Annotated in this window: 26 protein-coding genes and 2 pseudogenes; 9 read left to right on the forward strand and 19 right to left on the reverse strand. The window is 65.7% G+C overall.

The window, feature by feature from the left end:
* Positions 1–408 precede the first annotated feature (408 nt).
* The 3 genes and pseudogenes from NS6_RS29475 to NS6_RS29485 form a co-directional block, all read right to left on the reverse strand.
* Positions 409–1,341, reverse strand: a complete 933-nt coding sequence (locus NS6_RS29475; RefSeq protein WP_068048695.1) for a cytochrome P450 — start codon at positions 1,339–1,341, stop codon at positions 409–411.
* Positions 1,342–1,432: 91 nt separating this feature from the next.
* Positions 1,433–1,840: a DUF6336 family protein gene (locus tag NS6_RS36100; protein ID WP_245669554.1), complete on the reverse strand. Its 408-nt coding sequence runs from the start codon at positions 1,838–1,840 to the stop codon at positions 1,433–1,435.
* Positions 1,841–1,975: 135 nt separating this feature from the next.
* Positions 1,976–2,636, reverse strand: a pseudogene (locus NS6_RS29485) (alpha/beta hydrolase); the annotation flags it as partial.
* An 87-nt stretch (positions 2,637–2,723) separates the two neighbouring features.
* On the opposite strand from NS6_RS29485, the gene NS6_RS29490 reads away from it, so the two are divergent.
* A complete protein-coding gene (locus NS6_RS29490; protein WP_245669555.1) occupies positions 2,724–3,176 on the forward strand; it encodes a TetR/AcrR family transcriptional regulator in 453 nt (150 codons plus the stop codon).
* On the opposite strand, the gene NS6_RS36520 is transcribed toward NS6_RS29490, so the two are convergent.
* Positions 3,159–3,512 (reverse strand): helix-turn-helix domain-containing protein, encoded by a 354-nt coding sequence (locus tag NS6_RS36520; protein WP_210746787.1) that lies wholly within the window; start codon positions 3,510–3,512, stop codon positions 3,159–3,161. The genes NS6_RS29490 and NS6_RS36520 overlap by 18 nt on opposite strands.
* A gap of 47 nt (positions 3,513–3,559) precedes the next feature.
* On the reverse strand, positions 3,560–3,952 hold the full coding sequence (locus NS6_RS29500; RefSeq protein ID WP_157113013.1) for a hypothetical protein: 393 nt from the start codon (positions 3,950–3,952) through the stop codon (positions 3,560–3,562).
* A 106-nt stretch (positions 3,953–4,058) separates the two neighbouring features.
* Here NS6_RS29500 and NS6_RS29505 point away from each other — a divergent pair, with 106 nt between their 5' ends.
* From NS6_RS29505 to NS6_RS36295, 3 genes are all read left to right on the forward strand, one after another.
* Complete coding sequence (locus tag NS6_RS29505; protein ID WP_068048707.1) at positions 4,059–4,607, forward strand: helix-turn-helix domain-containing protein; 549 nt, start codon at positions 4,059–4,061, stop codon at positions 4,605–4,607.
* Positions 4,604–6,007 (forward strand): DoxX family protein, encoded by a 1,404-nt coding sequence (locus NS6_RS29510; protein WP_245669556.1) that lies wholly within the window; start codon positions 4,604–4,606, stop codon positions 6,005–6,007. The genes NS6_RS29505 and NS6_RS29510 overlap by 4 nt, the downstream gene beginning before the upstream one ends.
* A gap of 140 nt (positions 6,008–6,147) precedes the next feature.
* A complete protein-coding gene (locus tag NS6_RS36295; RefSeq protein ID WP_281211493.1) occupies positions 6,148–6,273 on the forward strand; it encodes a hypothetical protein in 126 nt (41 codons plus the stop codon).
* A 1,036-nt stretch (positions 6,274–7,309) separates the two neighbouring features.
* On the opposite strand, the gene NS6_RS35020 is transcribed toward NS6_RS36295, so the two are convergent.
* Positions 7,310–7,447, reverse strand: a complete 138-nt coding sequence (locus NS6_RS35020; protein WP_157113014.1) for a hypothetical protein — start codon at positions 7,445–7,447, stop codon at positions 7,310–7,312.
* Positions 7,448–7,973: 526 nt separating this feature from the next.
* A complete protein-coding gene (locus NS6_RS29520; RefSeq protein ID WP_068048710.1) occupies positions 7,974–8,435 on the reverse strand; it encodes a MarR family winged helix-turn-helix transcriptional regulator in 462 nt (153 codons plus the stop codon).
* An 87-nt stretch (positions 8,436–8,522) separates the two neighbouring features.
* Here NS6_RS29520 and NS6_RS29525 point away from each other — a divergent pair, with 87 nt between their 5' ends.
* Positions 8,523–8,978 (forward strand): SgcJ/EcaC family oxidoreductase, encoded by a 456-nt coding sequence (locus NS6_RS29525; RefSeq protein ID WP_245669557.1) that lies wholly within the window; start codon positions 8,523–8,525, stop codon positions 8,976–8,978.
* Between the two features lie 618 nt (positions 8,979–9,596).
* Here the strand turns inward: NS6_RS29525 and NS6_RS34370 are convergent.
* Positions 9,597–9,841 (reverse strand): annotated as a pseudogene (locus tag NS6_RS34370) (IS5/IS1182 family transposase); the annotation flags it as partial.
* 746 nt (positions 9,842–10,587) lie between these two features.
* On the opposite strand from NS6_RS34370, the gene NS6_RS29540 reads away from it, so the two are divergent.
* From NS6_RS29540 to NS6_RS29555, 4 genes are all read left to right on the forward strand, one after another.
* On the forward strand, positions 10,588–11,832 hold the full coding sequence (locus tag NS6_RS29540) for an NAD(P)/FAD-dependent oxidoreductase (RefSeq protein WP_084471520.1): 1,245 nt from the start codon (positions 10,588–10,590) through the stop codon (positions 11,830–11,832).
* 6 nt (positions 11,833–11,838) lie between these two features.
* Entirely contained in the window at positions 11,839–13,320 is a 1,482-nt protein-coding gene (locus tag NS6_RS29545) for an SDR family oxidoreductase (RefSeq protein ID WP_068048858.1), read from the forward strand.
* Positions 13,321–13,445: 125 nt separating this feature from the next.
* Positions 13,446–14,642: a glycosyltransferase gene (locus NS6_RS29550; RefSeq protein WP_245669558.1), complete on the forward strand. Its 1,197-nt coding sequence runs from the start codon at positions 13,446–13,448 to the stop codon at positions 14,640–14,642.
* A gap of 60 nt (positions 14,643–14,702) precedes the next feature.
* On the forward strand, positions 14,703–15,398 hold the full coding sequence (locus NS6_RS29555) for an SDR family NAD(P)-dependent oxidoreductase (RefSeq protein ID WP_068048721.1): 696 nt from the start codon (positions 14,703–14,705) through the stop codon (positions 15,396–15,398).
* A gap of 18 nt (positions 15,399–15,416) precedes the next feature.
* Here the strand turns inward: NS6_RS29555 and NS6_RS29560 are convergent, their stop codons facing one another.
* From NS6_RS29560 to NS6_RS29610, 11 genes are all read right to left on the reverse strand, one after another.
* Complete coding sequence (locus NS6_RS29560) at positions 15,417–15,659, reverse strand: hypervirulence associated TUDOR domain-containing protein (protein WP_068048724.1); 243 nt, start codon at positions 15,657–15,659, stop codon at positions 15,417–15,419.
* A gap of 36 nt (positions 15,660–15,695) precedes the next feature.
* A complete protein-coding gene (locus tag NS6_RS29565) occupies positions 15,696–16,157 on the reverse strand; it encodes an SRPBCC family protein (protein ID WP_068048729.1) in 462 nt (153 codons plus the stop codon).
* 293 nt (positions 16,158–16,450) lie between these two features.
* Positions 16,451–17,530, reverse strand: coding sequence for a Rieske (2Fe-2S) protein (locus tag NS6_RS29570; protein ID WP_068048735.1), 1,080 nt, complete (start codon positions 17,528–17,530; stop codon positions 16,451–16,453).
* Positions 17,527–19,104: an FAD-dependent oxidoreductase gene (locus NS6_RS29575; protein WP_068048738.1), complete on the reverse strand. Its 1,578-nt coding sequence runs from the start codon at positions 19,102–19,104 to the stop codon at positions 17,527–17,529. The genes NS6_RS29570 and NS6_RS29575 overlap by 4 nt, the downstream gene beginning before the upstream one ends.
* Positions 19,104–19,865 (reverse strand): class I SAM-dependent methyltransferase, encoded by a 762-nt coding sequence (locus NS6_RS29580; protein ID WP_068048741.1) that lies wholly within the window; start codon positions 19,863–19,865, stop codon positions 19,104–19,106. The genes NS6_RS29575 and NS6_RS29580 overlap by 1 nt, the downstream gene beginning before the upstream one ends.
* Entirely contained in the window at positions 19,862–20,200 is a 339-nt protein-coding gene (locus tag NS6_RS35025) for a lycopene cyclase domain-containing protein (RefSeq protein WP_068048864.1), read from the reverse strand. The genes NS6_RS29580 and NS6_RS35025 overlap by 4 nt, the downstream gene beginning before the upstream one ends.
* Complete coding sequence (locus NS6_RS29590) at positions 20,200–20,553, reverse strand: lycopene cyclase domain-containing protein (protein WP_068048743.1); 354 nt, start codon at positions 20,551–20,553, stop codon at positions 20,200–20,202. The genes NS6_RS35025 and NS6_RS29590 overlap by 1 nt, the downstream gene beginning before the upstream one ends.
* 2 nt (positions 20,554–20,555) lie before the next feature.
* Positions 20,556–21,110, reverse strand: coding sequence for an isopentenyl-diphosphate Delta-isomerase (idi, locus tag NS6_RS29595; protein ID WP_068048746.1), 555 nt, complete (start codon positions 21,108–21,110; stop codon positions 20,556–20,558).
* Complete coding sequence (locus NS6_RS29600) at positions 21,107–22,066, reverse strand: phytoene/squalene synthase family protein (RefSeq protein WP_068048749.1); 960 nt, start codon at positions 22,064–22,066, stop codon at positions 21,107–21,109. The genes idi and NS6_RS29600 overlap by 4 nt, the downstream gene beginning before the upstream one ends.
* Complete coding sequence (crtI, locus tag NS6_RS29605) at positions 22,063–23,592, reverse strand: phytoene desaturase family protein (RefSeq protein ID WP_068048752.1); 1,530 nt, start codon at positions 23,590–23,592, stop codon at positions 22,063–22,065. The genes NS6_RS29600 and crtI overlap by 4 nt, the downstream gene beginning before the upstream one ends.
* 55 nt (positions 23,593–23,647) lie before the next feature.
* Positions 23,648–24,766, reverse strand: a complete 1,119-nt coding sequence (locus tag NS6_RS29610) for a polyprenyl synthetase family protein (protein ID WP_371859375.1) — start codon at positions 24,764–24,766, stop codon at positions 23,648–23,650.
* Position 24,767 lies beyond the last annotated feature (1 nt).

Consider the following 24,767-nt stretch of genomic DNA (forward strand, 5'->3'; position numbering starts at 1 on the left):
GGAACATCCTCTCGGTGCAGCTCCAATCAACACCATGCCGTCGCGGCATGGTCAAGCCCGCCTGCCGACGACCGGGGCCGGCGCGATCCATGCGGCGGCCGGTCGACTATGCGTCCGACGTATATCGCCTGGACACACCACCGAACTGGAGAGACCGTGCCCGAGTTGCCCCACCGCCCAGCCGAAACCCGGCACAGGTATCCGCCACTGCTCAGAGGACCGATCGAGCGTGTATCAGAGGAGCTATGCACCGCAGCAGCGATGCACGACGCATTGCCCGAAATCGACAATCCGACCCACCGCAGCGCCCCGGACCGAGCGCGGCGTTCAGCCTTCGCAAACGTGCCGGTTAGCCCGAAGCCGGTTACCGGAGCCCCTGCACGGAAGGCCTCGGGTAACCGGCCGGGGTCAAGAGGTGGCCAGCCGGACCGTCATGCGTTTGATGCCGTGGATGAGTGCGCTGTGCCCGTATTCAGGTTCACCGAGTTCGACCGGCGGAACCTTGGCGATCAACTCGCGGAACAGATGCTTCAGTTCCGTGCGGGCCAGCCAGGCGCCGAGGCAGTGGTGGGGGCCGCCGCCACCGAATCCAGCGTGGTGGTTCGGGTCGCGGGTGACGTCGAAAGCGTGCGGATTATCGAACACCGACTCGTCGCGGTTGGCGGAACTGTAGAACATCACGACCTTCTCACCTGCCGCGATCGGGGTTCCGGCAATCTCGGTGTCGCGGGTCGCTCGGCGGGCGAAGTGCACCACGACGCTGCCCCAGCGGATAAATTCCTCGATCGCGGTGCTCATGCGTCCGTCGAGATCCTCGCGCAGCCACTCGATTTGGCTCGGATGCTCCACGAGCGCTTTGAAGGCATGGGAGGTGGTCTGTTTGGTGGTGTCGTTGCCGGCGGAGTGGAGGATGCCGATCTGGGTGTAGAAGAACTCGGCGCGCTCCTCGAGGCTGGTGTACTCGAGGTCGGTGGTGCCGAACAGGGCTTCGGTCGCGTACGCGACCGCCTCGCGGTCGGCCTCGGGGATGCCGATCATCTGCGAAATCGTTTGCATGGGCAGTTTCCGGGATACCGCGTCGACGAAATCGAGTGTCTCGCCGGTCTGTAGATCGGCGACGAAATCGTCGACGATCCGGGTGGCGTTGGCGCGGACCTGCTCTTCCGCCCGCTGGATCTGGCGCGGAGTGAACGCCGAGCTGATCAATTTCCGGTAACGGGTGTGCCGGGGCGGGTCCAGGGCGATGAAGAATTTGGTGCTGTATTCGGCATCGGGTGGCATATACCCCAGGGTCGTGCCGTCTTCCGAGGAGAAGATCTCCGGGTTCCGGCTGACCTGCACGACATCCCGGTAGCGTCTATAGCGACCGTGCGTGATCCGGTTGTGAACACCGGCCGGCCCCGAACCGGTAATCGCCGGTTTCGGGTTCGAGTCAGGCGCCCCACAGCCATGAGCCCTCGCCGGCCGATGCGACGAGTTCACCCAGGCCGAATGCGACCGGGACGGGCGCCAGCAGGAACACGCCGACGCGGACCAGGGCCGGCGCGGCGAGTGAGACCACCTCATTGGGGGCGCGCGTTGTGGAGAAGTCACGCCAGCGCAGGATCTCCCTGGAGCTGCAGGCCCAGAGGAACAGCCCGGTCAACAGGAGGACCGTGCCGGTCAGCAGCCCGAGAAAGGTAGTCGCTTCCAGCAAGTCGCTACGGTCGTCGTGTTCGTCGATGATGAACACGGCGACGATCACGCAGACTGCTGCCCCCATGCCGTACGCCGCCCCGCGGGCCAGCACCCCGCCCAACCGCAGACGCGGTGCGAGTACCCCGTCCTCGCCTCTGCTCACATCGCCCATGGTTGCCCCCGTGCCACCGCCGAACCGTAACAGTGAGCCACGATCCCGGCTACCCGCACGAGCACCGGACCGAAACCGCGGTTGGACGACGGGGTCCCGATCGAGAACGCCGGCAACGGGGCGGTCTCACTTCAGGTGCCTGGTGAAGAACCGGTTCGCTTCCTCCCTGGCGTGCTGCGGCACGCCGGTGTGGCCGCCCATATTGGCGTTCAGCGTCTTCTCTTCGGAGCCGAAGGCGTCGAACAGGTCCAGGGCCATCTGCCGGTCGTTTCCTTCGTCGTCCCACTGCAGCAGGACATGCAGCGGAATAGTGACCTGCCGGGCCTCGTCGAGTATGGCGCGGGGCACGAAACCACCGGCGAACAGGGCGGCGGCCGCGATGCGCGGTTCGACCACCGCCAGCCGGGTACCGATGGAGATCACCCGCCCGAGTAGCCGACCGGGCCGCCGATCTCGGGCAGGGCGAGGAGGGCATCCAGCGTAGCCCGCCATTCCGGGACCGCCTTGTCGACCAGCGGGAGGATGAGCCGGTCGACGATTTCGTCGTCGACCGGCCCGCCGGCCGCGAGCGCTCGGTGCAGGTCGGCGACGGCTCGGTCGGCAGCGGTCGCGCGGGGCCGTCCGCCGCTCCAGGGGAGCTCGATGGTGGCCACCGCGAGCCCTCCGCAACGGTGTGCCGGGCCCTGGCCAATAGCCGCGGGTACGCCGCGCGCAGCCCGAGGGGTGGGGGACCGAGCAGGATCAGCGGCATCGGTGTGGAGGAGGATCCGGGCGTCCACAGGATGCCGATGCCCTGCTCGCCACCGCCCGGGAGATCTTCGACGCCGGCGGTTTCTTCGACCTGCGCTTCGACGACTTCGCCCGCCTGGCCGGGGTGGGCACCGGTAAGCTGTACCGCCACTTCCCCACCCGAGAGGCGCTGGCCGAGGCGGTCTACCACGGGAAAGTCGCCGCGCTGCGCGATCGCGCCCGCAGGCTACAGGCCACGCTGCCCGCGTCGGAGGCTTTGGCGACCTTCCTGCGCGGCATGGTCGACCACATCGATGCCCACGAGGGTCTGGCCCGGACACTGGCCACGCTATGGGCCGATCGCTCGGGCGCCCTCGCCGAGGGCAGTCGGGCGCTGGAGCAGGTCGTTACCGACCTGGTGGCCGCCGCCGTGCGGGCCGGCGCCATCCGCGACGACGTTGACGCCGGTGCCGTGATGATGGCGTTGCATGGCATCGGTGCGGCCCGTAACCGTCCCGGTTGGCGGGCCGAGGCCGACGATGTCATCACCCTCGTGCTGGACGGGCTGCGCCGCCCGCACTCAACCGATTCGAACTAGTGAGGCTTTGACCGGACCCCGTTCCGCGGCCTGCGCCCGGTACCGCCGCGGTGTGGTGCCGAACGTTCGCTCGAAGGCGCGCGATAGCGCGTACGGACTGCCGTACCCGACTCGGCCGGCGATGGTGACCGACGTGCCCGAGGTGTCGCGGAGCAGCCCGGCGGTCACGATCAGTCGCCACCACAGGAGATACGCCATCGGCAGGCGGCCGACCGGTGCGGGGAACCGGCGCGCCAGGTGGCGCGGGAAACGCCCGATTCGATCGGCAAGTACCCGAACGCATCTCGAACGGGGTAAGCGGGCAAGCCGTGCTCGACCGCCGGGACTCTCGCGCAAACAGCCCGCTCATCGGTGATGCCGTGCTCGCCGGCCGAACGTCGGTGTCACATGTGATCGCGGTCGATCTTGTCGTCGCGTTCACGGTCGCGCTGATAGTCGGTTTCGGCGTTCACGTTCCACGAGATCGGGTGTGCGCCGGGGCCGCAGTCCTGGCTGAACCGGATTGTCGATTCGGGGCGAATCCGAACCTCCTGGGCCAGCGGGCGGAGGTCGTTGCACATCACAAATGCTCCGGCGGTGGCCGGTCCCACGTCGGTATTCGTGCATTCGAAATCGACACGGCTGTCGACCGGAACCGATGAGCAGAACGCGTCACGGGGTGGCAGCGCCGGAGCGGCCCCCGCGCCGACGGTCGTCGAAACCGCCACAGCCGTGAGGCCGGATATCATCGCCCCCGCGATCGACAGCCGCCGGGTACTTCTCTTGGGTATGGACACCGAGTTTCTCTCTTTCGTTGCACTGTCGTTTCGTACCGGGGTTGCGGTCGGTTCGGCGACAGTCGCTCATTCTCATTATCGATAATGATAATGATAATGTAGCAGCATGGGTGCATCTTCGGAACGTTGGGCAGACCTTGCGCTGCATCCGGTACGTATCCGGATCCTGACCGCTGTATCCGGCAGCCGCCGAACAGCCTCCGACCTGGCTGAACTGTTGCCGGATGTGCCGCAGGCCACGCTCTACCGGCATATCTCTACTCTCACCGCGGCGGGAATGCTGGAGGTGGTCGCCGAGCACAAGGTCGGCGGCGCGACCGAGCGGGTGTATTCGGTGCCGGAAGGTGGCGTGAAACCGACAGTGGAGGGTTTGGCCTCGGCCACTCCGGAAGAGCACGCGCGATACTTCACGGCATTCGTCAGCAGCCTGCTGGCGGAGTTCACCCGCTATCTCGCAAGGGAATCCATCGACCTGGTGGCGGACGGTGTCGGCTACCAGCAAGTGGCGCTTCACCTGGACGATGCGGAATTCGAGCGTTTCGCCCAGGACTTCGCCGAGTTGGTGCAACCCATACTCGCAAATGAACCAGGAGGTGGACGAACGCCGCGGTTGCTGGCGACCATCCTGCTTCCACTGACGGAAGGAAGATCGTGACAGCAGTAGAGCCGGGTCGTTACGGCGGCGGGAGCATGAGCCCGGACCGGACCGTCCCGATCTCCGTATCCGCCCGTAAGCCCGCGCCGGCGTTGCAGGAATCGGTTACTCCCGAACCGCGCGAATGGAAGCCGTTCATCCGAATTCTGTTCCGATTCAGTTTCCTGTATTTCGGGCTGTTCTGTGTGGCCTCACCGGTCATGCTGTTCGAGTTCACCGGACTGTTCGGCATATGGTTACCCGACGACGCGGTGTTCTGGCAGGTCCGCTTGATGGAGCCGGCGTTGTCGTGGGTCGGGCACACCCTCTTCGGCATCGATGCGGCCCTTTACCTGAACGGTAGCGGCGATCAGAGTATTTACTGGGTCCAGCTGTTCTGTGTGCTGGTGATTGCACTGGTCGGAACCCTGGTGTGGACGCTATTCGGCCGACGCGTGGAATATCGGCGTTCGGCCGGGTGGTTGCTGCTGGTGCTGCGACTGTGCGTGGCCGCCCAGTTGGTGCATTACGGTCTGGCCAAAGTACTTCCGGCGCAGATGCCCGAACCCGCCCTCACGACCTTGCTCACGCCGGTCGGCGACCTCACCCCTTTCACGCTGCTCTGGAACCAGGTCGGTGCCTCACCCACCTACCAGATTCTGCTCGGCGCAGCGGAATTGACGGCGGGACTCCTGCTGTTCATCCCGCGAACCGCGGTGGTGGGGTCGATTCTGGCCGTGGTCTCCATGGCGCAGGTGTTCATCCTGAACATGACCTTCGGGGTACCAGTGAAGATCCTGTCCGGCCACCTGCTGCTCATTGGCCTGGTGCTGCTGGCCCCGGAGGCGCGCAGGCTCACCGCGGTCCTCGTGCTGAACCGCACGACCGGGCCGTCCACCGCGCCCTACCCCTTCCGGACTTTCCGTGCACGACGAATCGCTACCTGGTGCCAGGTCGCACTCGCGGTCTGGGTGACAGTATCGATCACGTACTTCACCTGGGGTATCTGGCAGGCGGTCGGACCGGACCGGCCGAAGCCACCCCTGTACGGCATATGGTCGGTATCGGAATTCACCCGCGACGGCGAGCCGGCGCCGCCGCTGCTCACCGACGAAACCCAGTGGCGCACCGTCGTATTCGAACACATCGGCCAATTGTCGTATCAGCTGACCGATGGCACACTCGTTACGGCGCCGGGCACCATCGACCCTGCCACCCACCGCATCGAAGTTCCCGCCGATACCGCGGGCGGTACCCCCGCGGCCGCGCTGACCTTCGACCAGCCCACCCCGGACCGAGTTACGCTGAACGGCGAACTCGGCGGACACTCGGTGAGTATGACTCTGCACCGCCTGGATCCGGACCAGTTCACCTTGCGTAGCACCGGCTTCCGGTGGATACAGGAGCAACCGGCGCAATGACCTTCGAACACGCTGTGTCGACCGGATCCCGCCCGGACGGACACTGGGATCGCGCGGTGCATACCTCGGACCCCTCGGGCGGTGCGGAACGCGCCCTCGACCATTGCGACTCGAGAACGAGAAAGGAGGCCTGTTGGTGAGTGACACGTCGAACCCTGCCCGCACATCCAGCTCGGCCGGTATACGAGCATTCCCTCGAAGGAGTTGAACAATGGAAGGAGCCCACAGTGGACGCCGAACCCGACGAGGCCCTGCTCGTACTGTGACGGTGCGTCGGAGGAAGCGCGGACTCCGAGCGAGGAAACTTGTGCTGGTCGGGGCACGGGGCACGGGGCACGGGGCGTCGGGGTGGGCAGTTGCCGGATCCGTCGTGGACAATCACGCTCGCGTGTGAGTCCCCACGGTCATAGGCGGAGCTATTCGGGGCCGTGGTAGCGCGGCGGTTTCGTCGGCGATTGGCTCTTCGGGGGAGGCGCTGTGCGGTGACACCCAGCGGGTGCGCGCTGAAAGACTGCTGGCGTCATAGTGTCCGGCCGGATGCTGGATCATTCTCGGGTTGTCCTTGCCGCGACTTCCTGGATGAGCCACAACAAAGCGCGTGCGGTGTCCGGTGTGAGCTCAGGTGGGTCGGTCGGGACGATGACTTCGATTTTCCTCGAGCTTGCGCTGCCATGGGGCAGTCGGGTGGTAGGCGAGTGCGCGATCTCTCGCGGGTCGATGTTCTGCATGAGGCCACCTTTTGCTAGGCGAAACGCGGGGGCGTACCCGATAGCGGCCTATGGCTGACTGCTCACCGTTGGGGAAGCCGTGGCGACGACTCCAGTCGCGGGACCGCCCGGTTTCTCAGTGTTCTCTCAGCTTAGCCCGAACTGAACCCCCACAAGCCTCTACCTGCAGTTTTGCGTTGCTTTGTGTTGAGGCTTTGCTCCACTCGGAAGAATAACCCCAGGTAGGGAGCGTGAGAAAATATACTGGTTGTGTCCGGAGGGGGAATCGACCATTACGCCAACCTCCTGCAACGCCGAAATATGCTGTTCATCGGCAACTAGCAGCGGCGTGACAGGGGAGCGGTGATCATGAGATAACTGGAACTGCTGAGTGGGGGTCAGGGGTTCGAGTCCCCTTAGTTCCACTCAAAATCCCAGGTCAGGCCCGGTCTAGTACCGGGCCTGACCTGCTTTATTTTGGCCAACCCCCCGTTTACCCCCGGTTTGGTCCCGAAATGGTGTTGATGATGGTTCTGCCGTTGTTCTGCCGGTGAAACAGTGTGACCTGATCCGGGTGTATGCCCGGGATCGGGAGTCATTGTGGCAGGTCGGGTAGGTCCGCCAGTGTCTGTAGCGCGCCTTCGTACCAGGCGTGTACAGCCAGCCAGAGATAGGGCGGTTGTCTTTCCTCGGGTTCCATCTCCTGGGCCTTGTGGATCAGGTACTGCAGCATCTGGTTGTCCGGATGCGGGAATGGGTAAGGGAAGGTGTTGTCGGGTGTGTTGATGCTGTCGGCCCGGTAATCGGAGTGTCCGTTGGCGATGATTTGGGTCGACTGGCGGGTGATGTAGTCCGTCTGGGTTCGATCGCGAATTCGGGCACCGTCTGGTCGCGAATTCGGGCACCGTCTCGTTCGCGGCTGGTCGCGGATCTCGACACCACTGCGCCATCCTGGTTGCGGTACAGCGGTACCGACTGACCTCCCGCAGCTGGGTTGCCGGTTGCCATCGTGACGGATAATCACGTCGCCACTCGTAGGACCACCGAAGGCAACCTTGAAACGGGTTATCCCTTTGCTGAGTGGCGAAGTCCCGTCCCCTGTGTGACCGGTAGACGGCATTACCGGATGACCGGGTGGCGGGCAGCGCTTTAGCGTTCGGAGGGTCAGCAGGCCGAACCCCCTCGCGTCCCAACGTTATGGGTCGGCTCACGAGTATCCGCCGGGCCTGACAACGCGACTGAGCTGGATATCCGCCTGGTCATCGCTGCGCTGCCCGGATCTCTTCGGTTGCCGCACGGAAGGCGGGCGCGGCGTGGGCGAAGTAGTCGAAGAGCACCGCGCGCTGTTCCGGTGTGTAGCGGTCGAGGATGTGGGCGATTCTGCGGCGCGCCGGTGTTACCAGCTCGCTGATGCCCGCGAGGGCGTCGGTCACGGGCTCGACGACGACCTTGCGGCGGTCGGTCGGGTCGCTTATCCGACGGGCGTAACCGGCCCGTTCCAGCCGGTCGATGAGACGGGTGGTCGCGCCGGTCGTCAGGCCTGTTCGCTCTGACAACTGTCCCGAGGTCAGTGCGCCTGCCAATGCGAGCTGGCTGAGCGCGTACCACTCCGAGGCTTGCAGTCCTGCCGCTGCCGCGCCGGCCATGCCGTGCAACCCCACGGCGTCGAGATAGGCGCGGAAGACCTCCTCTTCGGCATTCTGCTGCGCAGTAGTTGCCATGATGCTCGAAGCCTCCTACTCTGATTACTGCACGCATGCAGATACTGAATCTGTGCAGATAATGCACCTTACCCACAGGAGGAAATCATGTCCATGACTACCCGGGACGATCAGCAGGCGGTTGTCGAAGTGATCGCCGGACTCGTAGATGCCTGGCGTCGTCACGATGCCGATGCCTACGGGGCAGCATTCACTGAGGACGCCACCTACATCACCTTCGTCGGCACTTACTACCGCGGGCGGGGCGACATCATCGAAAGCCACCGCACGCTGTTCGCCAAATACCTGAAGGGCACCCAGTTGGCCGACGAAATCCTCGACGTCCGATTCCTCGGGCCTGACATAGCCGTGGTCACCGGGCGCGGCGAATCATACAAGGGAGACCACCCCAAGAAGCTGACCAAGGTTCAGACCTACACCCTGGTCCGCGAGCCGTCCGGGCAGTGGCGCGTCGCGGCATTTCAGAACACGAAACGCAAGCCGATAATGGAGGCGATTTCGTTCAAAACCGCTCCCGGCCTGATCCCGGCAGCCCAGCGGTAGAGCGGGTTATGCAGCAGGAGTGCGATGAACCCATAACGACGCACGATATTCCGCATGAGGGTCTGGTCGGCGGGACGCCCCAAGGCCGTTCGCGCATCACGGATCTGGAACATGTTCACTCGAGGACTACCGCGGTCCGGCGGTCCATATTCGGCAGCGTGGCGGTCTCATGACGAGTACCGAACGACAGCCGGTCGTGCGCTGAGGTTCCGTACCGGTCGCCTGGCTGGGGGTGCTGTCGAGATTCACAAACACCAAATCGAGCGGTGCTGGAATTGGCGACCAGAGTGATGCCGAGATTCGCGACCAGAACCATCCGTCGGAATCTGTGCCGGTTGGTCGGGTTCCATGGCTTGTCCGGGGTGGTTGTGGGCGGCCTGGTGATGTGATCAGTGTGTCATGCCCACCGCGGGGCGCCGTGTGGCCGAGGCTCGGCAGGTGTGTAACGTCCGATGCTGGTCGGCGGCAGGGATACGGCACTGGTCTCGTAAGAGAGGTGGGTTCGGCGCGATTCTCGAACTCATGAACCAGCTGCGAGTTCGGAGTCATGTGCGGGGATAGTGGTGTGACCGGCCGGGATCCGGCGCTAAGATGATTCAGACTGGTTGGCTGGGGCTGTGAGCGGCGCGTGTTGGCGGCAGAAACACCAGTACACAGTGAGATTCTGTTCGCGTCGGAGACGACGTGGAGCTTCGCCCCTTTCTTTTCGCGGTCGACCGGGCTGCGGCCGGTCAGCGAGCCCCTTTTTTCGCCCGTATGGACGCTGCGTCCAGGATCGCCGCACTCCAGTCGAGCTCGCCGGCTGCTCCGAGCCGGTCGAGTATCTCTCGGTGCAGCACGTCGAACGTTCCGGTGTCAGCCCACCGCCCGCTCGACCGGCCTGGAGCAAAAGGTTCAGGGAGGGAGGCGCGGCGGTTGGCCGCATCGCCGCGAAGCGACGCGGCGGCGGCGGTGTAGTGCTGGGTCTGGATCAGGCGCACGGTTTCGAAGCCGGCGGCGCTGAAGGTGGCGTATCCGCCGCAGAAGCTGACGCCCGACAATCATTGCGAGATCGCGGAATGCGTCGTGGAACAGCGTCACGCCGGTGATGAACCCCAGTATCAGCGGGCCGGTCACGTTGATGAAAAGGGTTGCCCATAGAAGCAGTGAAGCTTGCTGAGTTGTGATCTGGCTGCGCGCTCATGGAGACGCCGGCGGTGCCAGCTGAATCCGTCCGGTGTTGGCCTAGGCGGGCGGTCTGGCTGATCGGCGTGTCGGGGCATTTGGTCGGTGTGTTGCTCGTACGTAGGGCGCGAACCTGCGACGCGTGACCTGGGGTTTCTTGCGTAGGCTGGATATCCGATCTCTACTTGCATCGATCTGAACTGCGCAGATGGGCTTGACCCTCGATTCCCAGTTTAGGCTCACGTGATCGTGCCGGGACCAGTTGTCCACGGTGGTTGCTACGGCAAGTTCCTTCCTGCCGAGCAACCGATCCGTACAAACGTCGCCCCGACGCGCGGTTCGGTGCGAAGGGATGCACAATCGGCCGAAATCGTGAATCATTTATGCATCGAGCATGGCCGGGCACGGTACGCGTGCGAGCGCAACGAGTCAGGGGATTGCGGAGATGCCGATCGATGTGGTGGTGGGTGCGGGGCTGGCGGGTCTTGCCGCTGCGAATCATCTGCAACGTCACGGTGTGGATGTGGTCGTGTGCGAGGCCGGCGACGAGGTGGGTGGACGGGTACGAACGGACCGGGTCGAAGGGTTTCAGCTCGACCGCGGTTTCCAGGTATTGCTGCCTGCCTACCCTGAGCTTCGGCGGCAGGTTGACCCGCAGCAACTCAGACTGCGACCGTTCACTAGCGGGGTGATCGCTATGGGTGTGGACCGGCGGCGGTGGCTGACCGGTCCCCGGCATGGCCGGGTCGCCCTCGCCGGAGCATTGGACCTGCTCCGGCACCGACCTGTCGACGTCGCCGCGCTGGCAACGCTGGCGCTGCGGGACGGACTGGGCCCGGTCAGCCTGGCACGTAGACGCACCACGCGCTCTGTTGCCGAGGAATTGCAGCATTGGCGTCTGTCGACACGAACCGTTGACGAGGTGCTGCGCCCCTTCTTGGCGGGCGTGTTTCTCGACCCGCTGTTGAGTACCGATGCGCGAGTGTTCCATCTGATCTGGCGATGCTTCTTACGTGGTGGTGGGGCGGTGCCTGCCGAGGGGATGTCGGCTCTGCCGTTACAGCTGGCGGGCAACCTCGCCGATGCAACGATCCGTACGGCCGCTGAGGCGTGCGCAATCGATGGCACCCGGGTTCGTCTGCTCGGCGGCGAAACGATCTCCGCACGCGCGGTGGTCGTCGCCACCGACGGCAGCACGGCCGCGCGGCTGTTGCCCGAGGTCGACCCACCGAGCTGGCACGCTGTCACCACCTTCTACTACGCCGCGCCGCGCTCACCTCTGCGCTCGACCACGCTGCTTGTCGATGGGCACAGCGACCTCTTACTGAACACCGTCGACCTCAGCATTGTCGCCGAACAGTACGCGCCGCCCGGACAGAGCCTGATCGCCGCATCGGTTCCCGGGCGCGCCGACGACGCACTCGAACCGGCTGTGCGGCATCGGCTCGCCCAGCTCTACGGCACCGACACAGCTGGTTGGCGATTGCTTGCCAGCTATCCGATTACTCGGGCATTGCCGGTGATGCGCCCAGGTCATCGACTGTGTCGAGCTGTCCGGCTGGGTTCCGGGCGCTATGTGTGTGGCGATCACCGCGATACCAGCTCGATTCAGGGCGCGCTGGTGTCAGGGCGTCGGGCGGCGACTGCGGTGCTGACCGATCTCGGCGTCCACGCGAGGAGAAGGGGCTGATTGCGGATGCGTTGTGTGGTTTTCGGGGCGACCGGCTATATCGGTGGCCGTGTGGTGCCCGAGCTGATCGAGGCAGGTCATCAGGTTCGGGTGGTGGCCCGGACGCCGGCTAAATTGGCGGAGGTCCCCTGGCGGGGTCGGGTCGAGGTGGTCCGCGGTGATGTCACCGTGGACGACGAGGTCCGTGCGTCGGTTGCCGATCAAGAGGTCGTCTACTACCTGGTGCATTCGCTGACTCGTCGCGACTTTTCCGATGTCGACCGGGAAGCCGCGCGCGTCGTGGCCGCCGCGGCGAGCTCAGCCGGAGTTCGGCGCATCGTCTATCTCGGCGGCATCGTCCCGCAACACACCACCCTCTCGCGGCACCTCGCCTCTCGCGCCGAGGTAGGAGAGATCCTTAGACAATCCGGTGTCCCCACGGTGGAGTTGCGGGCGGCGGTGATCATCGGATCCGGCTCGGCCAGTTTCGAGATGCTGCGCTACCTGTCCGAACGTCTTCCCGCCATGGTCACCCCCCGATGGGTGCACAACCGGATCCAGCCGATCGCCATCCGAGATGTCCTGTACTACCTGGTGCGTGCTGCCGCGTTACCCGCGGAGGTCAATCGCGCGTTCGATATCGGCGGTCCCGACGTCCTGACCTACTTGACCATGATGCGCAAATACGCCGCTGTCGCCGGGTTGACTCGTCGCGTGGTCCTGCCGGTCCCGGTCCTCACCCCATGGCTATCGGCGCAATGGGTCAACCTGGTGACCCCGGTTCCGCGCGCCTTGGCCGTGCCACTCATCGAATCGCTCGTCCACGAAGTCGTCTGCGGCGAACACGACATCTCCTCTCACATCCCCGAACCCGCCGAGGGCCTGACCCGTTACGAGCGTGCCGTGGAACTGGCGTTGACCCGGATTCGGCACGCCGAGGTACCGACCCGCTGGTCCGACGCGAGTACATACGGCGCGCCTTCTGATCCGCTGCCCACCGATCCGGCCTGGTCGGGCGGTTCCCTCTACGAGGACCTGCGCGAACTCCACACCGACGCCGATCCCGACACTTTGTGGGCGGTAGTCGAATCCATCGGCGGCGAGAACGGCTGGTACTCGTTTCCGCTCGCCTGGTCAGCACGTGGGTGGGTCGACCGGGTCGCCGGCGGGGTCGGGTTGCGTCGTGGCCGCAAACATCCGCATCGTCTACACGCGGGCGAAGCCTTGGACTGGTGGCGCGTCGAACACATCGACCGGCCTCGGTTGCTGCGGCTTCGCGCCGAAATGCAGCTTCCCGGACTGGCATGGCTGGAACTCGGCGTCGAACCCGGCCCCGACGGGGGCTCCTACTACCGCCAACGCGCCATCTTTCAACCGCACGGGCTTGCCGGGCACCTCTACTGGAAGGCGATCACACCGTTTCACAATGTGGTGTTCGGCGGCATGGTCCGCAACATCACCGGAGCTGCCGAACGCGGCCTTTCCGACACTTCGGCTTCGCCTAGTTGAACGTTCAACTACCTGGAGGAACCTTGGCTCGCTATCTGCTGGCCGCCAGCACGATCGCCGGACACGTCATGCCGATTCTCCGTGTCGGCACCGACCTAAATCGCCGTGGCCACGATGTATGCATAATGACCGGCCCCGGCTACCGCGAGCAGGTCCGCCGAGCCGGAATGCGGTTCGCGATGCTGCCACCCGACGCGCACATCCAACCGCCACCCTCGGCGCAACCGAGCAGGCTTCCGCCCCTCATCCGCCGCTACCTGCGTGGACGCGCCGAACTGCGGTCGATATTCATCGCACCACTGGCGGCGCAAACCGAGGCACTACACGCAGCCCTGCGCCACGAGCAGGCAGACGCTGTCCTGGTCGATATCGCCTTGACCGGCGCACTCGCACACCTGCTCGCAGGGCCCTCCCGCCCGCCGATCCTGGTCTGTGGCGTCGGCCCACTGACATTATCGAGCACCGAGACCCCACCGTTCGGAATGGGATGGCCACCGCGGCCATCGAGGAACCACACCACCATGACCTGGGTCGTGCATCACATTCTGTTCGCCGGCACACAACGGCGACTCAACCGCGCCCTGCGCCAGATCGGCGTCCGCCGATCGCCGGTGTTCCTCACCGACTGGCCGCGACTGGCCGACCGAGTGCTACAGCTGACCGTGCCCGCCTTCGAATACCCCCGCGGCGACCTGCCCGAGACCGTCACATTCACCGGCCCGGTCTTCCCGGACGCACCCGACGAACCCGTTGCCGCACCCTGGTCGGATCAGCTGAGCAGCGCTCGAACGATCATCCATGTCACCCAAGGAACCTGGGACAATACCGATCTCGGCCAGCTGATCGGCCCCACCCTGCGCGCGCTGTCCGATCGCAACGACTGTCTTGTCATCGCCACCACCGGCGGCGGCCCGACCCACACACTGAGCCTCCCGATCCCGGACAACGTGTACCTCACCGACTATGTGCCCTACGAGCAACTGCTACCCACCGTGGACCTCATGATCACCAACGGTGGATACGGCGGCGTGCAACACGCCCTGCGCTACGGCATTCCTCTCATCGTCGCCGGAGAGACCGCGGATAAGGCCGAAGTCGCAGCTCGGGTCGCCTACACCCACACCGGGATCGACCTCGGCACAACCTATCCGACACCCGCCGCCATCCACTGCGCGGTCGATCGGATCCTGGCCGACCCGAGTTATCGCACCGCAGCGCACCGGCTACGCCGCGACCTCGTCGCCGCAACACCACTGGACACAATCGCCGAGGCACTCGCTGACCTCACCGCCAACCCCATCCCACTGGCCGATGCCGAATAACAAGGACTCCCACCGTGGCCATAGACAAATTCGACGCGGGGCTGCCGCACAATTTGGTGAATGGATCGTGAACCCGTGAGCGAGCTGAACAACGCACGAATTCTCGTCTTCGGGGCCAGTGGTGGGCTCGGAGCGCCTATCACCACCAAACTCGCCCGCGCCGGCGCACGCCTGGCTGTCAGCGGCCGCAACACCGACGCACTCACAGCCACTGGCGCGCACATCATCGCCGCTGACCTGCGGCACGTCGATTCGGCGCGAACTGTGCTGGCCGAAGCAGCAGACAAACTCGGTGGGCTCGACGGGATCGTCATCGCCGCAGGGGTAGTAGCCTTCGGACCCGCCGCCGAACTCGACGACGATGTGGTCGACGACCTCTTGATCGTCAACTACCTTGCGCCACTGCGCATCATCCGTGAAGCATTGACCGTCCTCGAACCTGCGGGGTTCGTCCTCAACATCAGCGCCGTCGTCGCCGACCAGCCGGTCGCGGGCATGTCCGCCTACTCGGCCAGCAAAGCCGCGATCAGCGCGTTCGTCGCCAGCGTCCGCATCGAGGCACGCCGATCGACAATACGTGTCATCGACGTTCGCCCGCCCCATACCGAAACCGGATTGGCCACACATGCGATCGCCGGGAACGCACCGCATCTACCCACCGGCCTGACACCCGATCAGGTCGCCGAACGCATCGTCGCGGCCATCGTGAACGACGAGACCGACGTTCCTCCGCCGGAGTTCACTACGAGCTCGTAGTCGATGGGTCCGGCTGTCTCAGCGCTCACGCAACGTCCCCTCCTCGTCGTCTGTCGGCCGTAGTACTTCTGGTCGGTGAACCGCGTCGCCTCCGCTCTTGTCGCTACGCACCCGGTACTGCGGTTCGTCCTCCGACGCGCGGACTGTGCGAGAAGCTGCCTCGGTGTCGGAGGTGATCTTCTCCTCGACGGTGCCCTCTGCAGTGCTACCGTGACTGTTCCACTCGACCTTGTCACCCGGTTGGAAACTGCGCTTACTCATCGGTTCTCCGTTACTGCGCTCGGCGGCGACTGTGATCTAAGGGTTGGGCCGATCGATCTCACCGCGCCAGTGCCCGGTTTCGGTGCCGCGGGCTTCGATGAAGTGCTTTAAGCGTTCCATGTCGCTCTTGATGCGGCGGTCGAGAATGCCCAGCTTGTCCGCCACGTTCTCGACGAACCCCTCGGGGTCGATGTCCATCTGTGCGGTGACCCGGCTGGTGGTATTGCCGAGCCGGTGGAAGGTGATGACTCCGGCGTGCTGCGGCCCCTCGTCGGACTTCCAGGCAATCCGCTCCTCGGGATGCTGTTCGGTAATGGTGGCGTCGAAGGCCCGCGTCGCCCCGGCGACGGTGATGGTCCAGCGGGTATGGGTGGCGTCCAGCTGCTCGATTCGGTCCACTCCGGTCATGAACTCGGGGAACGATTCGAACTGGGTCCACTGGTTGTAGGCGACGTCGACAGGAACATCCACGTCCACGGTTTCGATCACGGTGCTCATAGTTGGCTCTCCTTCCGCGTGACGGTTACGCCGCCTCGCATACCACGCCTCCATCAATCCACACACAATGATGCAAAAACGCTTCAATTTTTTGTTTCGGTCACGCCTCCACAGGTGGTCGGCCAATCGACAGTGCCGATCACCGGGGCACGCAGCAACGTCGCACCAGCTGAGAGGTCACGACATCGGTGCAGGTGGGTCTACGTATCGGTGAACAGCAAAATCGCCACACTGAGCGCTCGTCTCAGTTTCCGGCCCCGTGTGGGGCGTCACCGCAGAACTTCAGGGCATTACTATTCGGCCTTGTGCGACCGGTCCTTGCTGAGCGCTGCGGTTGGCCGTTTGGTGCGGTCGAGCGGTCGCGGTTCTTGTGTGCGCTGGTGGTAGCGGCGTTCGGCGTAGGCGAGGTCGTCGTCCCAGAGCCGGGTCGCGGTGTGCGCCATCATCGGACGTAGAAGGCGGGTGAGGTGGCGGGCGCGGGCGAAGCCGGGGCGGGTGGAGTCGGCGATGACGGCTTCGATCACAGCAGTGCGTGGCAGTCCGTCGGGACCGGGACCGAGTGGTGTGGCGTGGGTTTCGACAACGCTGCCCACTCCTTCGCCGTCGATGATGCGCATCGTGACGGTCCGGGGTTCCGGACTGGTGAACTCGGCGGTGACGGGAACGCCGAGCCGGCGGCCGACCCGGAAAGTGACCGCCACCAGAAACCGGTCGTCGAAATCGGTTGACTCGCGGTGAAGCGGCGGAGATGCGAGTACTTCGAGGTGAGCAAACGAGTACGGATGGAACCAGGCGCCGTGCCAGGGGTCGAGTCGGTTGGCAACGACATCGTCCGGTTCGCACACTCCGCTGAGGGTCGCGACTGCCGCGATGGCGCGATGCGCAGGCGGGCGGGCGCCGAGAACAGGTGTCTCGAGCGGGCTACCACCGCCGATATGGTCGAGGCGGACCCACACCAGGACGCCATCATCGTGGCACGGTAGTGGTGTCCAGCCGGGCACCCCGCTGTTGTCCAGCCGCAGCCCGTGCCATTGGCACACAAGGGCACCGCAGTCGATGTGTGCCTGCGCCATCGGTGCGCCCATGTGCGGGCACGCTCCCGGACCTACGGCGAGTCGTTGGCGTCGGTCGCGCCATGCCACGAGTTCGACCCCGGCGATGGTGAATCCGAACGGGCGGTCGGTACGAATGTCTCGGCTGGCGGCGAAGACGTACCAGTTCCCGGACGGGCGTTGCTGTGCGCGTCGGAGTATGGCGGCGATGAGGGCGGGTTTCGCGGCGTGATAGGTGGGTGGCTGGTCTATCCAGTGCCCGACGTCGAGGGGTTGCAGGGGCCATCGATCGGGCCATCGTCGAAACAGGAGGTTGTTCATCGCAGGTCCTCGGCAGGGCTGGTTGCCGCTGCGTAGCGGGTAGCGAGTCGGCGCAGCAGGGCGTTGCGACCGCTGGTCGGCACGGTGTACAGGTCGTGGCCGGGTAACCCCCATTGAGTGAGCAAGGCGTTCGCCGCTGCCCATCCGGTGGTCGCGGCGCGTTCCATCAACGCGACGGGCAGGTCGATGCGGATGCCGTCGCCGGCCAGCACGAGCCCGTCGTGTGGTGTGCGGACGGTGGGACGGTGTGCGTGGTCGCCGACGCCGAACAGGGGGCAGTCCTGGTTCCATTGCAGGTGTTCGCCGAGGATTTGGGCGTCGGCGGTTTCCGGGTACAGGTCGTGCAACCGGGCGCGCAACCGAGCGCGGATATCGTGTTCTTGGTTCGGTGTGCGCCGCTCAGGCAGCGCATAGGCGTGGAGTTCCAGCACGGCGCCGTTGTGGCTCTCAGCCCATGTGCGCGCTTGTTGCTCGTAGTGGTTGACCACGCTGACGTTGTCGAGCGGGGTGAGGCCGCCGGTGGCCAGGAAGGCTGGGCGATGCGGTGCGACCGGCTTGTTCAGCCAGATCCGGTACACCAGAAACGATGGCGCGCTGCGTAGCTGCCCGATCGATTCCCGCCATGCGCGGTCGCCGAGTCGCGGTGATTGTTCGACGATGGCCCGGAGTCCGGTGACGTCGGTGGCGAGTACGACGGCGTCGGCGGCGCTGTCGCGGCCGTCTTGCTCGCGCACCCGGAAGGCGCGGTCGCCACCGGTTTCTACGGTGGTGACCGTGGCGCCGGTGCGGATCCGGACGTCGTGTGAGCTGAGGTAGTCGCGCAGCGGCGACCACAGTGCGGTGTCGTAGTTCGAGGTGGGGACGTCGAACAGCAGGCCTTCGCTGGAGCCGAGGAAGTAGATGTGGAACATGGTCGCCAGCTCGGCAGCCGAGAGCTGGGTGGGTGGGGCGAAGAAGCTGCGGGAGAACACATCGAAGGCGAGATGGCGCGCGGTCGCGGGGAAGTTGATTCGCTGCAGAAAGGTTTCGGCATCGAGGTGGTCGAGCTGGTCGTAGATGCCCGGCACGGACACCGCCGCCAGCGGCGCCGCGGCGCGCGCGTCGATGCGGCGCAGGTCGTGTAGTGGGAAGGTGGGGCTGCGGGCGGCGAAGGCGAGGGCGTTCCATGGTGGGGTGCGGGGCAGGCGTCGGAAGGTGTCGTGCCGTCCGTGCCCGTCGACGAGGGGGTAGTCGTCGATCGCCCGCAGCCGGTGCAGTTGTGGGTCGGTGCGGCGTAGCAGTGCGCGTAGGTTGTAGTACTGGCGGAAGAAGGCGTGGAATCCACGGTTGACCGTGATGGGTGTGCCGTCGGGCAGGTTGTCGGTCCAGCCGCCGACCCGGCCGCCGAGGTGCGCTCGGCGTTCGATGATTTCCACCGCGATGCCTCGTTCGGCGAGTCCTGTTGCCGCGGTGAGCCCGGCGATACCGGCGCCGGCGATCACGACGCGTGGGCGGTGGTCGAGGCGTCTGCTGTTGCGGGCCTGTGGGGCGCGATGGTGTACGACGCGGCGGTCGCGGCCGAAGTCGGCACGCATTACGGTGTCCTTCCTGATTCGGAGCCGGGCCGCGGCACGGTCGCGGTGAGGGTGTGCACGATGCCGTGCTGCCACCCGGGCACGGTGGCCGCCCGGATCCCGGTGAAGCCGTTTACATGCAGCCGTGCCCGGAGCTGGGGCACACTGTCGAACGCGGTTACGCTGCGACGCAGGTGCCGATACAGGGTGGTGTCGCCGGTGAGCAGCGCGCCCAATGGAATGATCACTGCGCCGCATACGATATTCCAGACCAGGCGGGCCGGCAGTGATCCGCGCACCGAATACTCGTGCAATGCGAGCGGGGCACCGGGACGCAGCAGCGCCGCGAACGCGCGCAGCTGGGCGTCGGGGTCGGCGAGGTTGCGCAGCAGATACGCGGCGAAGATCCCGTCGAAACGGCCGCCGGAGCCCGTCGTGTCCAGGTCTTCGATGCGGGTGTGGTGGAACCGCACTGTCGAGGGCCAGGACTTCGCGCGGGCGCGGGCAAGCATCTGTTCCGATGCATCGACCGCGACGATCTCGGCGTCCGGGGCGACCGACAGCAGTGCCGCGGTCGAAGCGCCGGTACCGCAGCCCGCGTCGAGCAGCCGCAGCCCCGCGCCGCCGGCGGGTAGCTGCATACGCTGTGCCGACAGACGTAGATGCTTGTGATAGCCGGGGTTGAATCCGACGAGCCGGTCGTATTCGGCGGCGCCGTGATCGAACGTGGTCGGCACCTGGTCGCGTGGGAGCCCGTTCGGGCCGAGTCGTCCGCCGCTCACGGCGCTACCTTCCGGCCGGTGCGGTGTTCTATTCGGCGGCGGCGCTCCCACCACAGCAGCACCGCGGTCACCATCGCGAAACCGAACAGGAAGTCTTCGACCGGGATATCCCACGGAAAACGGATCCCGGTGATGTGTTCTTCGTTGTAGAGCACGAGCGGTGCACTGAGTTTGGTGAGCCAGCCGTCGACCGGGATCTGGAAGCCCAGCACGATCGTCAGGGTCAGCCAGTATTCGAGCCGCCGGAACAGGCCGGTGTGCAGAACTGCCAGTTCCCACCCGCATACCGCCGCAGCGGCGACGACCGCGGGGAGGGTGTATCCGATACCGGTTATCATGTCGACTCCTGCTGGGCGTTCGGGCTCACGCGGCGGCGCCGCACACGGTCCAGGATCGCCTCGACCGCGCCGTAGGTGAGCAATGCGCACAGCGGGATAACCAGAAAGAACACCAGCTCCTCGACCGGTATATTCCCCGGCAGAAGCCATCCGGTGAGATAACGCGGACTGTAGCTCCACACATCGGCGGCGATCGCGATCGCATCCCACACCAGCAGTATGCCTGCGACCGGCAGCACACTGCGGGCAACACGCGCCGGGCGCCGGTAGACCCCGTCTCCGAAGAATTCCAGCGGTGCGGTCACCGCGAGACACAACCCCATCACGATCAAGTACTGCCAGCGATCCACACTCAGCCCCCTTCCGTCCACCGGCTGAACCCGGGCGCCGCGGCGAGCTGCGGCACCTGGTCGGCTGCCCACGGGCTGATCGGCCAGCGCAATGCGGCGGCGGCGACGAAGTCGGACCACGGCACCCAGCGCCAGTCCATGACCTCGGCGGCGTCGGCCTGCACCGGTCCATCGGCGCGGGCGCAGAATACCGGGCAGAGTTCGTTCTCCATGGTCCCGTCAGGTGCGGTGGCCGAATACCGGAACCGCGGCAATAGGCATGTCGGTGTGTCGATGCCCAGCGCCAGTTCTTCGCGTACCCGGCGCCGTACGGCGTCGCCTGCTGATTCGTCGGGTGCCGGATGCCCGCAGCATGAGTTCGTCCACACTCCCGGCCACGTCCGTTTGCTCATTGCCCGGCGCGTGACGAGAAGTCGACCGCGTCCGTCGAACAGGTAGCAGGAGAACCCGAGATGTAGTGGCGTCTTCGTGTGGTGCACCAGTGTTTTCGGCATCGATCCGGCGGGTTTGCCGCCGTCGTCGAGCAGCACCACGTGCTCCTCGCGTCGCCCGTTCATGACGGCATCGTCGTGGTGAGAGTATCGGCCCGGCCGCCACGGCGGGCCCACAAGGCGCGGGCCAGCGCGGGCCCTGCGACGGCGGCGCGGCGGGTGCGGCTGACGGTTGCTCGCTGGGAGAACACCGCGAAATCGGTTGCCTCGATGCGGTCCAGAATCTCTCCGTACAACATGGCCGCTGTCGTGACGCAGGGCCGTGACACCGGATGCAGTAGGTCGATTCCGGTGCGGGCGGTTCGGTACCAGTTGCGGGTGATCGCGTGTTGGGCCGCCAGTGCCGTGCGCACCCGGGTGTCGGTGCGCCGTTGGTCGCGGCACCATTGCAGCCGGTCGCGGTCCACGCCGAAAGCGGCCAATTCGTCGGCGGGAAGGTAGACCCGGCCGCGGTCGAGATCTTCGGCGATGTCCCGTAGGAAGTTGGTGAGCTGGAATGCCTTGCCGAGCGCGGCTGCGTAGGGTGCCGCGTTCTCGGTGGGGCCGATGGTGCCGAGCACCGGTAGCACCTGCAGGCCGATCACTTCGGCGGATCCGCGCATATAGCGATCCAGCGCGGCCCGGTCCGGGTAGTCGGTCACTGTCAGATCCATCCGCATCGATGCCAGGAAGTCCTCGAACAAGGCGCGGTCGATATCGAAGCGTGCGACGGTGTCACCGACCGCGGCCACGATCGGGTCCGCGCTCACACTGTTGTCGATACCGTCGAACAGGCGCTGCGCCAGAGCGTCCAAGCGGGCCGCGGGTGTGGTGGTGTGCCCGTCGGCGAGGTCGACGATATCGTCGGCCCACCGGGCGAATCCGTACAAGGCATGGATCGGCGGGCGTTGCGCCGGCGCGAGCAGCTGGGTGGCGAGGAAGAATGTGCGCCCATGGGTTGCGTTGAGGTCGCGGCATTGCCGGTAGGCGTCGCGTAGTCGCGGTTCACCGATGCCGGCGGCGTCGAGTTCGGAACGAATCACGGCCGCACCCCACTGATATCGGCGATCGGCGCCCCGTGGTCGCGGCCCGCCGCGGCACCGGTGATGCGGTCGGCCGCGAGCCGTCCCGATAACAGCGCTGTCGGTACTCCGACGCCGGGTACCGTGCCGCAGCCGGCGAGCACCGCATTCGGTACGCCGCGCGGGAGGTTCGCCGGCCGGAACGGCCCGGTCTGGCTGAAGGTGTGCGCCAGCGAGAACGGCGTTCCCGCCAGCATGCCTCGGCGAGCCCAGTCCTCGGGGCTGTCCAGATGCACGATTTCGGCGCGCGCGGCGAATCCCGGCATCAGTCGCCGTTCGACAACCTCGGCCAGTTCCGCACCGTAACCAGGGGCGCGGCGCTCCCACTTCAGGTGTGCGCCGCGGTCGAGGTTCGGCACCGGCGCCAGCACCGAGAACAGGTCGTGACCTGGCGGTGCGAGGGTCGAATCGGTCGCGGTGGGGCGGGTGACCAGTAGCGAGGGGTCACTCATCGGCACGCCCTGGTTGATCAGTTCGTCGAACGTCTGTTCCCAGGCGTCACCGAAAAGTAGTGTGTGATGCGCGGTCGTCGCACCGGCCGGTACACCGATATGCGCGACGACCGCCGATGGCGCGGGCCGCGCCCGCACGGGCCGCCGCGGTGATCGGTGTAGCAGCTGGTAGGCGGTGTGCAGTTCGGTGGCCAGCACCACCGCGTCGCAGGTGATGCGCTTCTGTTTGTCGGTGTGTACGGCGCTGATGCGGGTGCCGCGTCGTTCCAGGGCGGTCACCGCTTCGCTGTAGTGGAACTGCACGCCGGCGTCGGTGGCGGCTGCTGCCAGCGCGGTGGGCAGGGCGCGCATCCCGCCGCGCGGGAAGTACACGCCGCCGATGGTGTCCATGTAGGCGATCACCGCGTACAGGGCCAGGGCCCGTTGCGGTGAGACGCCCGCGTACAGGGATTGAAAAGTGAATACCCGGCGCAATCGCGCATCGGTAAGAAACCCGCCGATGGCCCGGTCCAGACGGCGGAAACCGCCCAACGCGATCAGCCGGGCGAGCGCTGGGGTGACCAGTGACAACGGTGAGTCGAAATTGGCGGCGATGAACCGGTCGAACTCGACGTGATATAGCGCGCTCAGCCAATCCCGCAGTTTTCGATAGCCGGCGACCTCACCCGGTCCGGCGAATTCGGCGATCGAGTGTTCCATCGCGTCGCGGTCGCTGTGTACGTCCAGTGCGCTGCCGTCGGCGAAGCATGCCCGGTAGGCCGGTACCACGGGTTGCAGATCGAGCCTGGCTTCGATGTCCTCGCCTACCGCCGCGAGCGTATCGGCAACGATCCCGGGCATGGTGAGCACCGACGGGCCGGTATCCAGGCGATACCCGCCGATATCGAGGCGCCCTGCCCGTCCACCCGGAACATGCTCGCGTTCGATCACCGTGACAGCGCGACCTCGGCCGGCCAGGTGCAGCGCGGTGGCGAGCCCGGCAAGACCGGCGCCTACCACGACGACATGGTCGGTGCTCCCGGTTACGGTCCGCATGGATCCTTCTTTCCCTGTGTTCGGCCGTCTGACTGTTTCGCGTGATGGTGCGGACTCAGGTGCTACGTCGGGTGCACAGCATCGCCATCTGCTGCAACGCAGTGGTCACCGTCGGGTCGAGAACGCTGTCCGAAAGCAGTGTTCGGGCGCCCTCGACACGCTCGGCGATCATCTGCTCGGCGCGCTGAGGTGCACCGCTGTCCACGATCAACTCCCGGGCCGTCTGCACCGCATTGTTATCGAAGGTGTCGCGCCGCCACAGGTCGTGCAGCCGAGTGCGGCCGGGTGGCCCGGCCAGATGTTCGGCCAAAGCGACGACCGTGGTGGCTTTGCGTTCCCGCAGGTCCGCGTTCGCCGGCTTGCCGGTGACCGAGGGCTCACCGAAGATACCCAGCAGATCATCGCGCAGCTGGAATGCCTCGCCGATCAGCACGCCGTATTCACCCAGTACTTCTATGGTCGGTTCCGCGCAGCCCGCCATCGCGGCGCCGAGCTCCAGTGGTCTGCGCACCGTATAGTTGCCGGATTTGCGTCGCGCGATATCGAGAACCTGTTCCAGCGTCGGCATCCCCGCGGCATCGTTGACCAGATCGGCGAGTTGACCCACGGCCAGTTCGGCGCGCATCGCGTCGTAACGTGGCCATACCCGGCTCAATGCAGCCGCATCGACACCGCTTTCACGCAGCATGCGTTCAGCCCATACCAGGCACAGATCACCCAGCAGCACTGCCGCGGATTCACCGAATCGGGCCGGCGATCCGGACAGACCCTGTTCCTCGTGCCAGCGTGCCAGCCGCACGTGCGCGGTCGGACGTCCCCGGCGCGCGCCGGATTCGTCCATCACGTCGTCCTGCAGCAAGGCGAACCCGTGGAGCAGTTCGATGCTGGCCGCGGCTCGCAATGCGGCTTCGGATTCGTCGGCACCGCACAACCAGCCGAGGTACATGAATGTCGGACGCACAGACTTGCCACCCGATAAGAAATCGAGAAGTACCCGGCTCGGAAATTCGAACCCGTTCGCCTGCAACTCTTCTGCACACCGCGCGCGGACGAAATCCTCGATGTGGGAGCGCACCGCCGCCCGGACTCGCGCAGTCCACGACTCGATCCATGCGGAACCGTCACCGTCGATGTCCGACGTGCGGAATAGGGGTGCCGCTTGTTGTGCGTTCACC

Origin of the sequence: Nocardia speluncae NBRC 108251 (genome assembly GCF_001613245.1) — a bacterium.
GTDB classification, from domain to species: domain Bacteria; phylum Actinomycetota; class Actinomycetes; order Mycobacteriales; family Mycobacteriaceae; genus Nocardia; species Nocardia speluncae.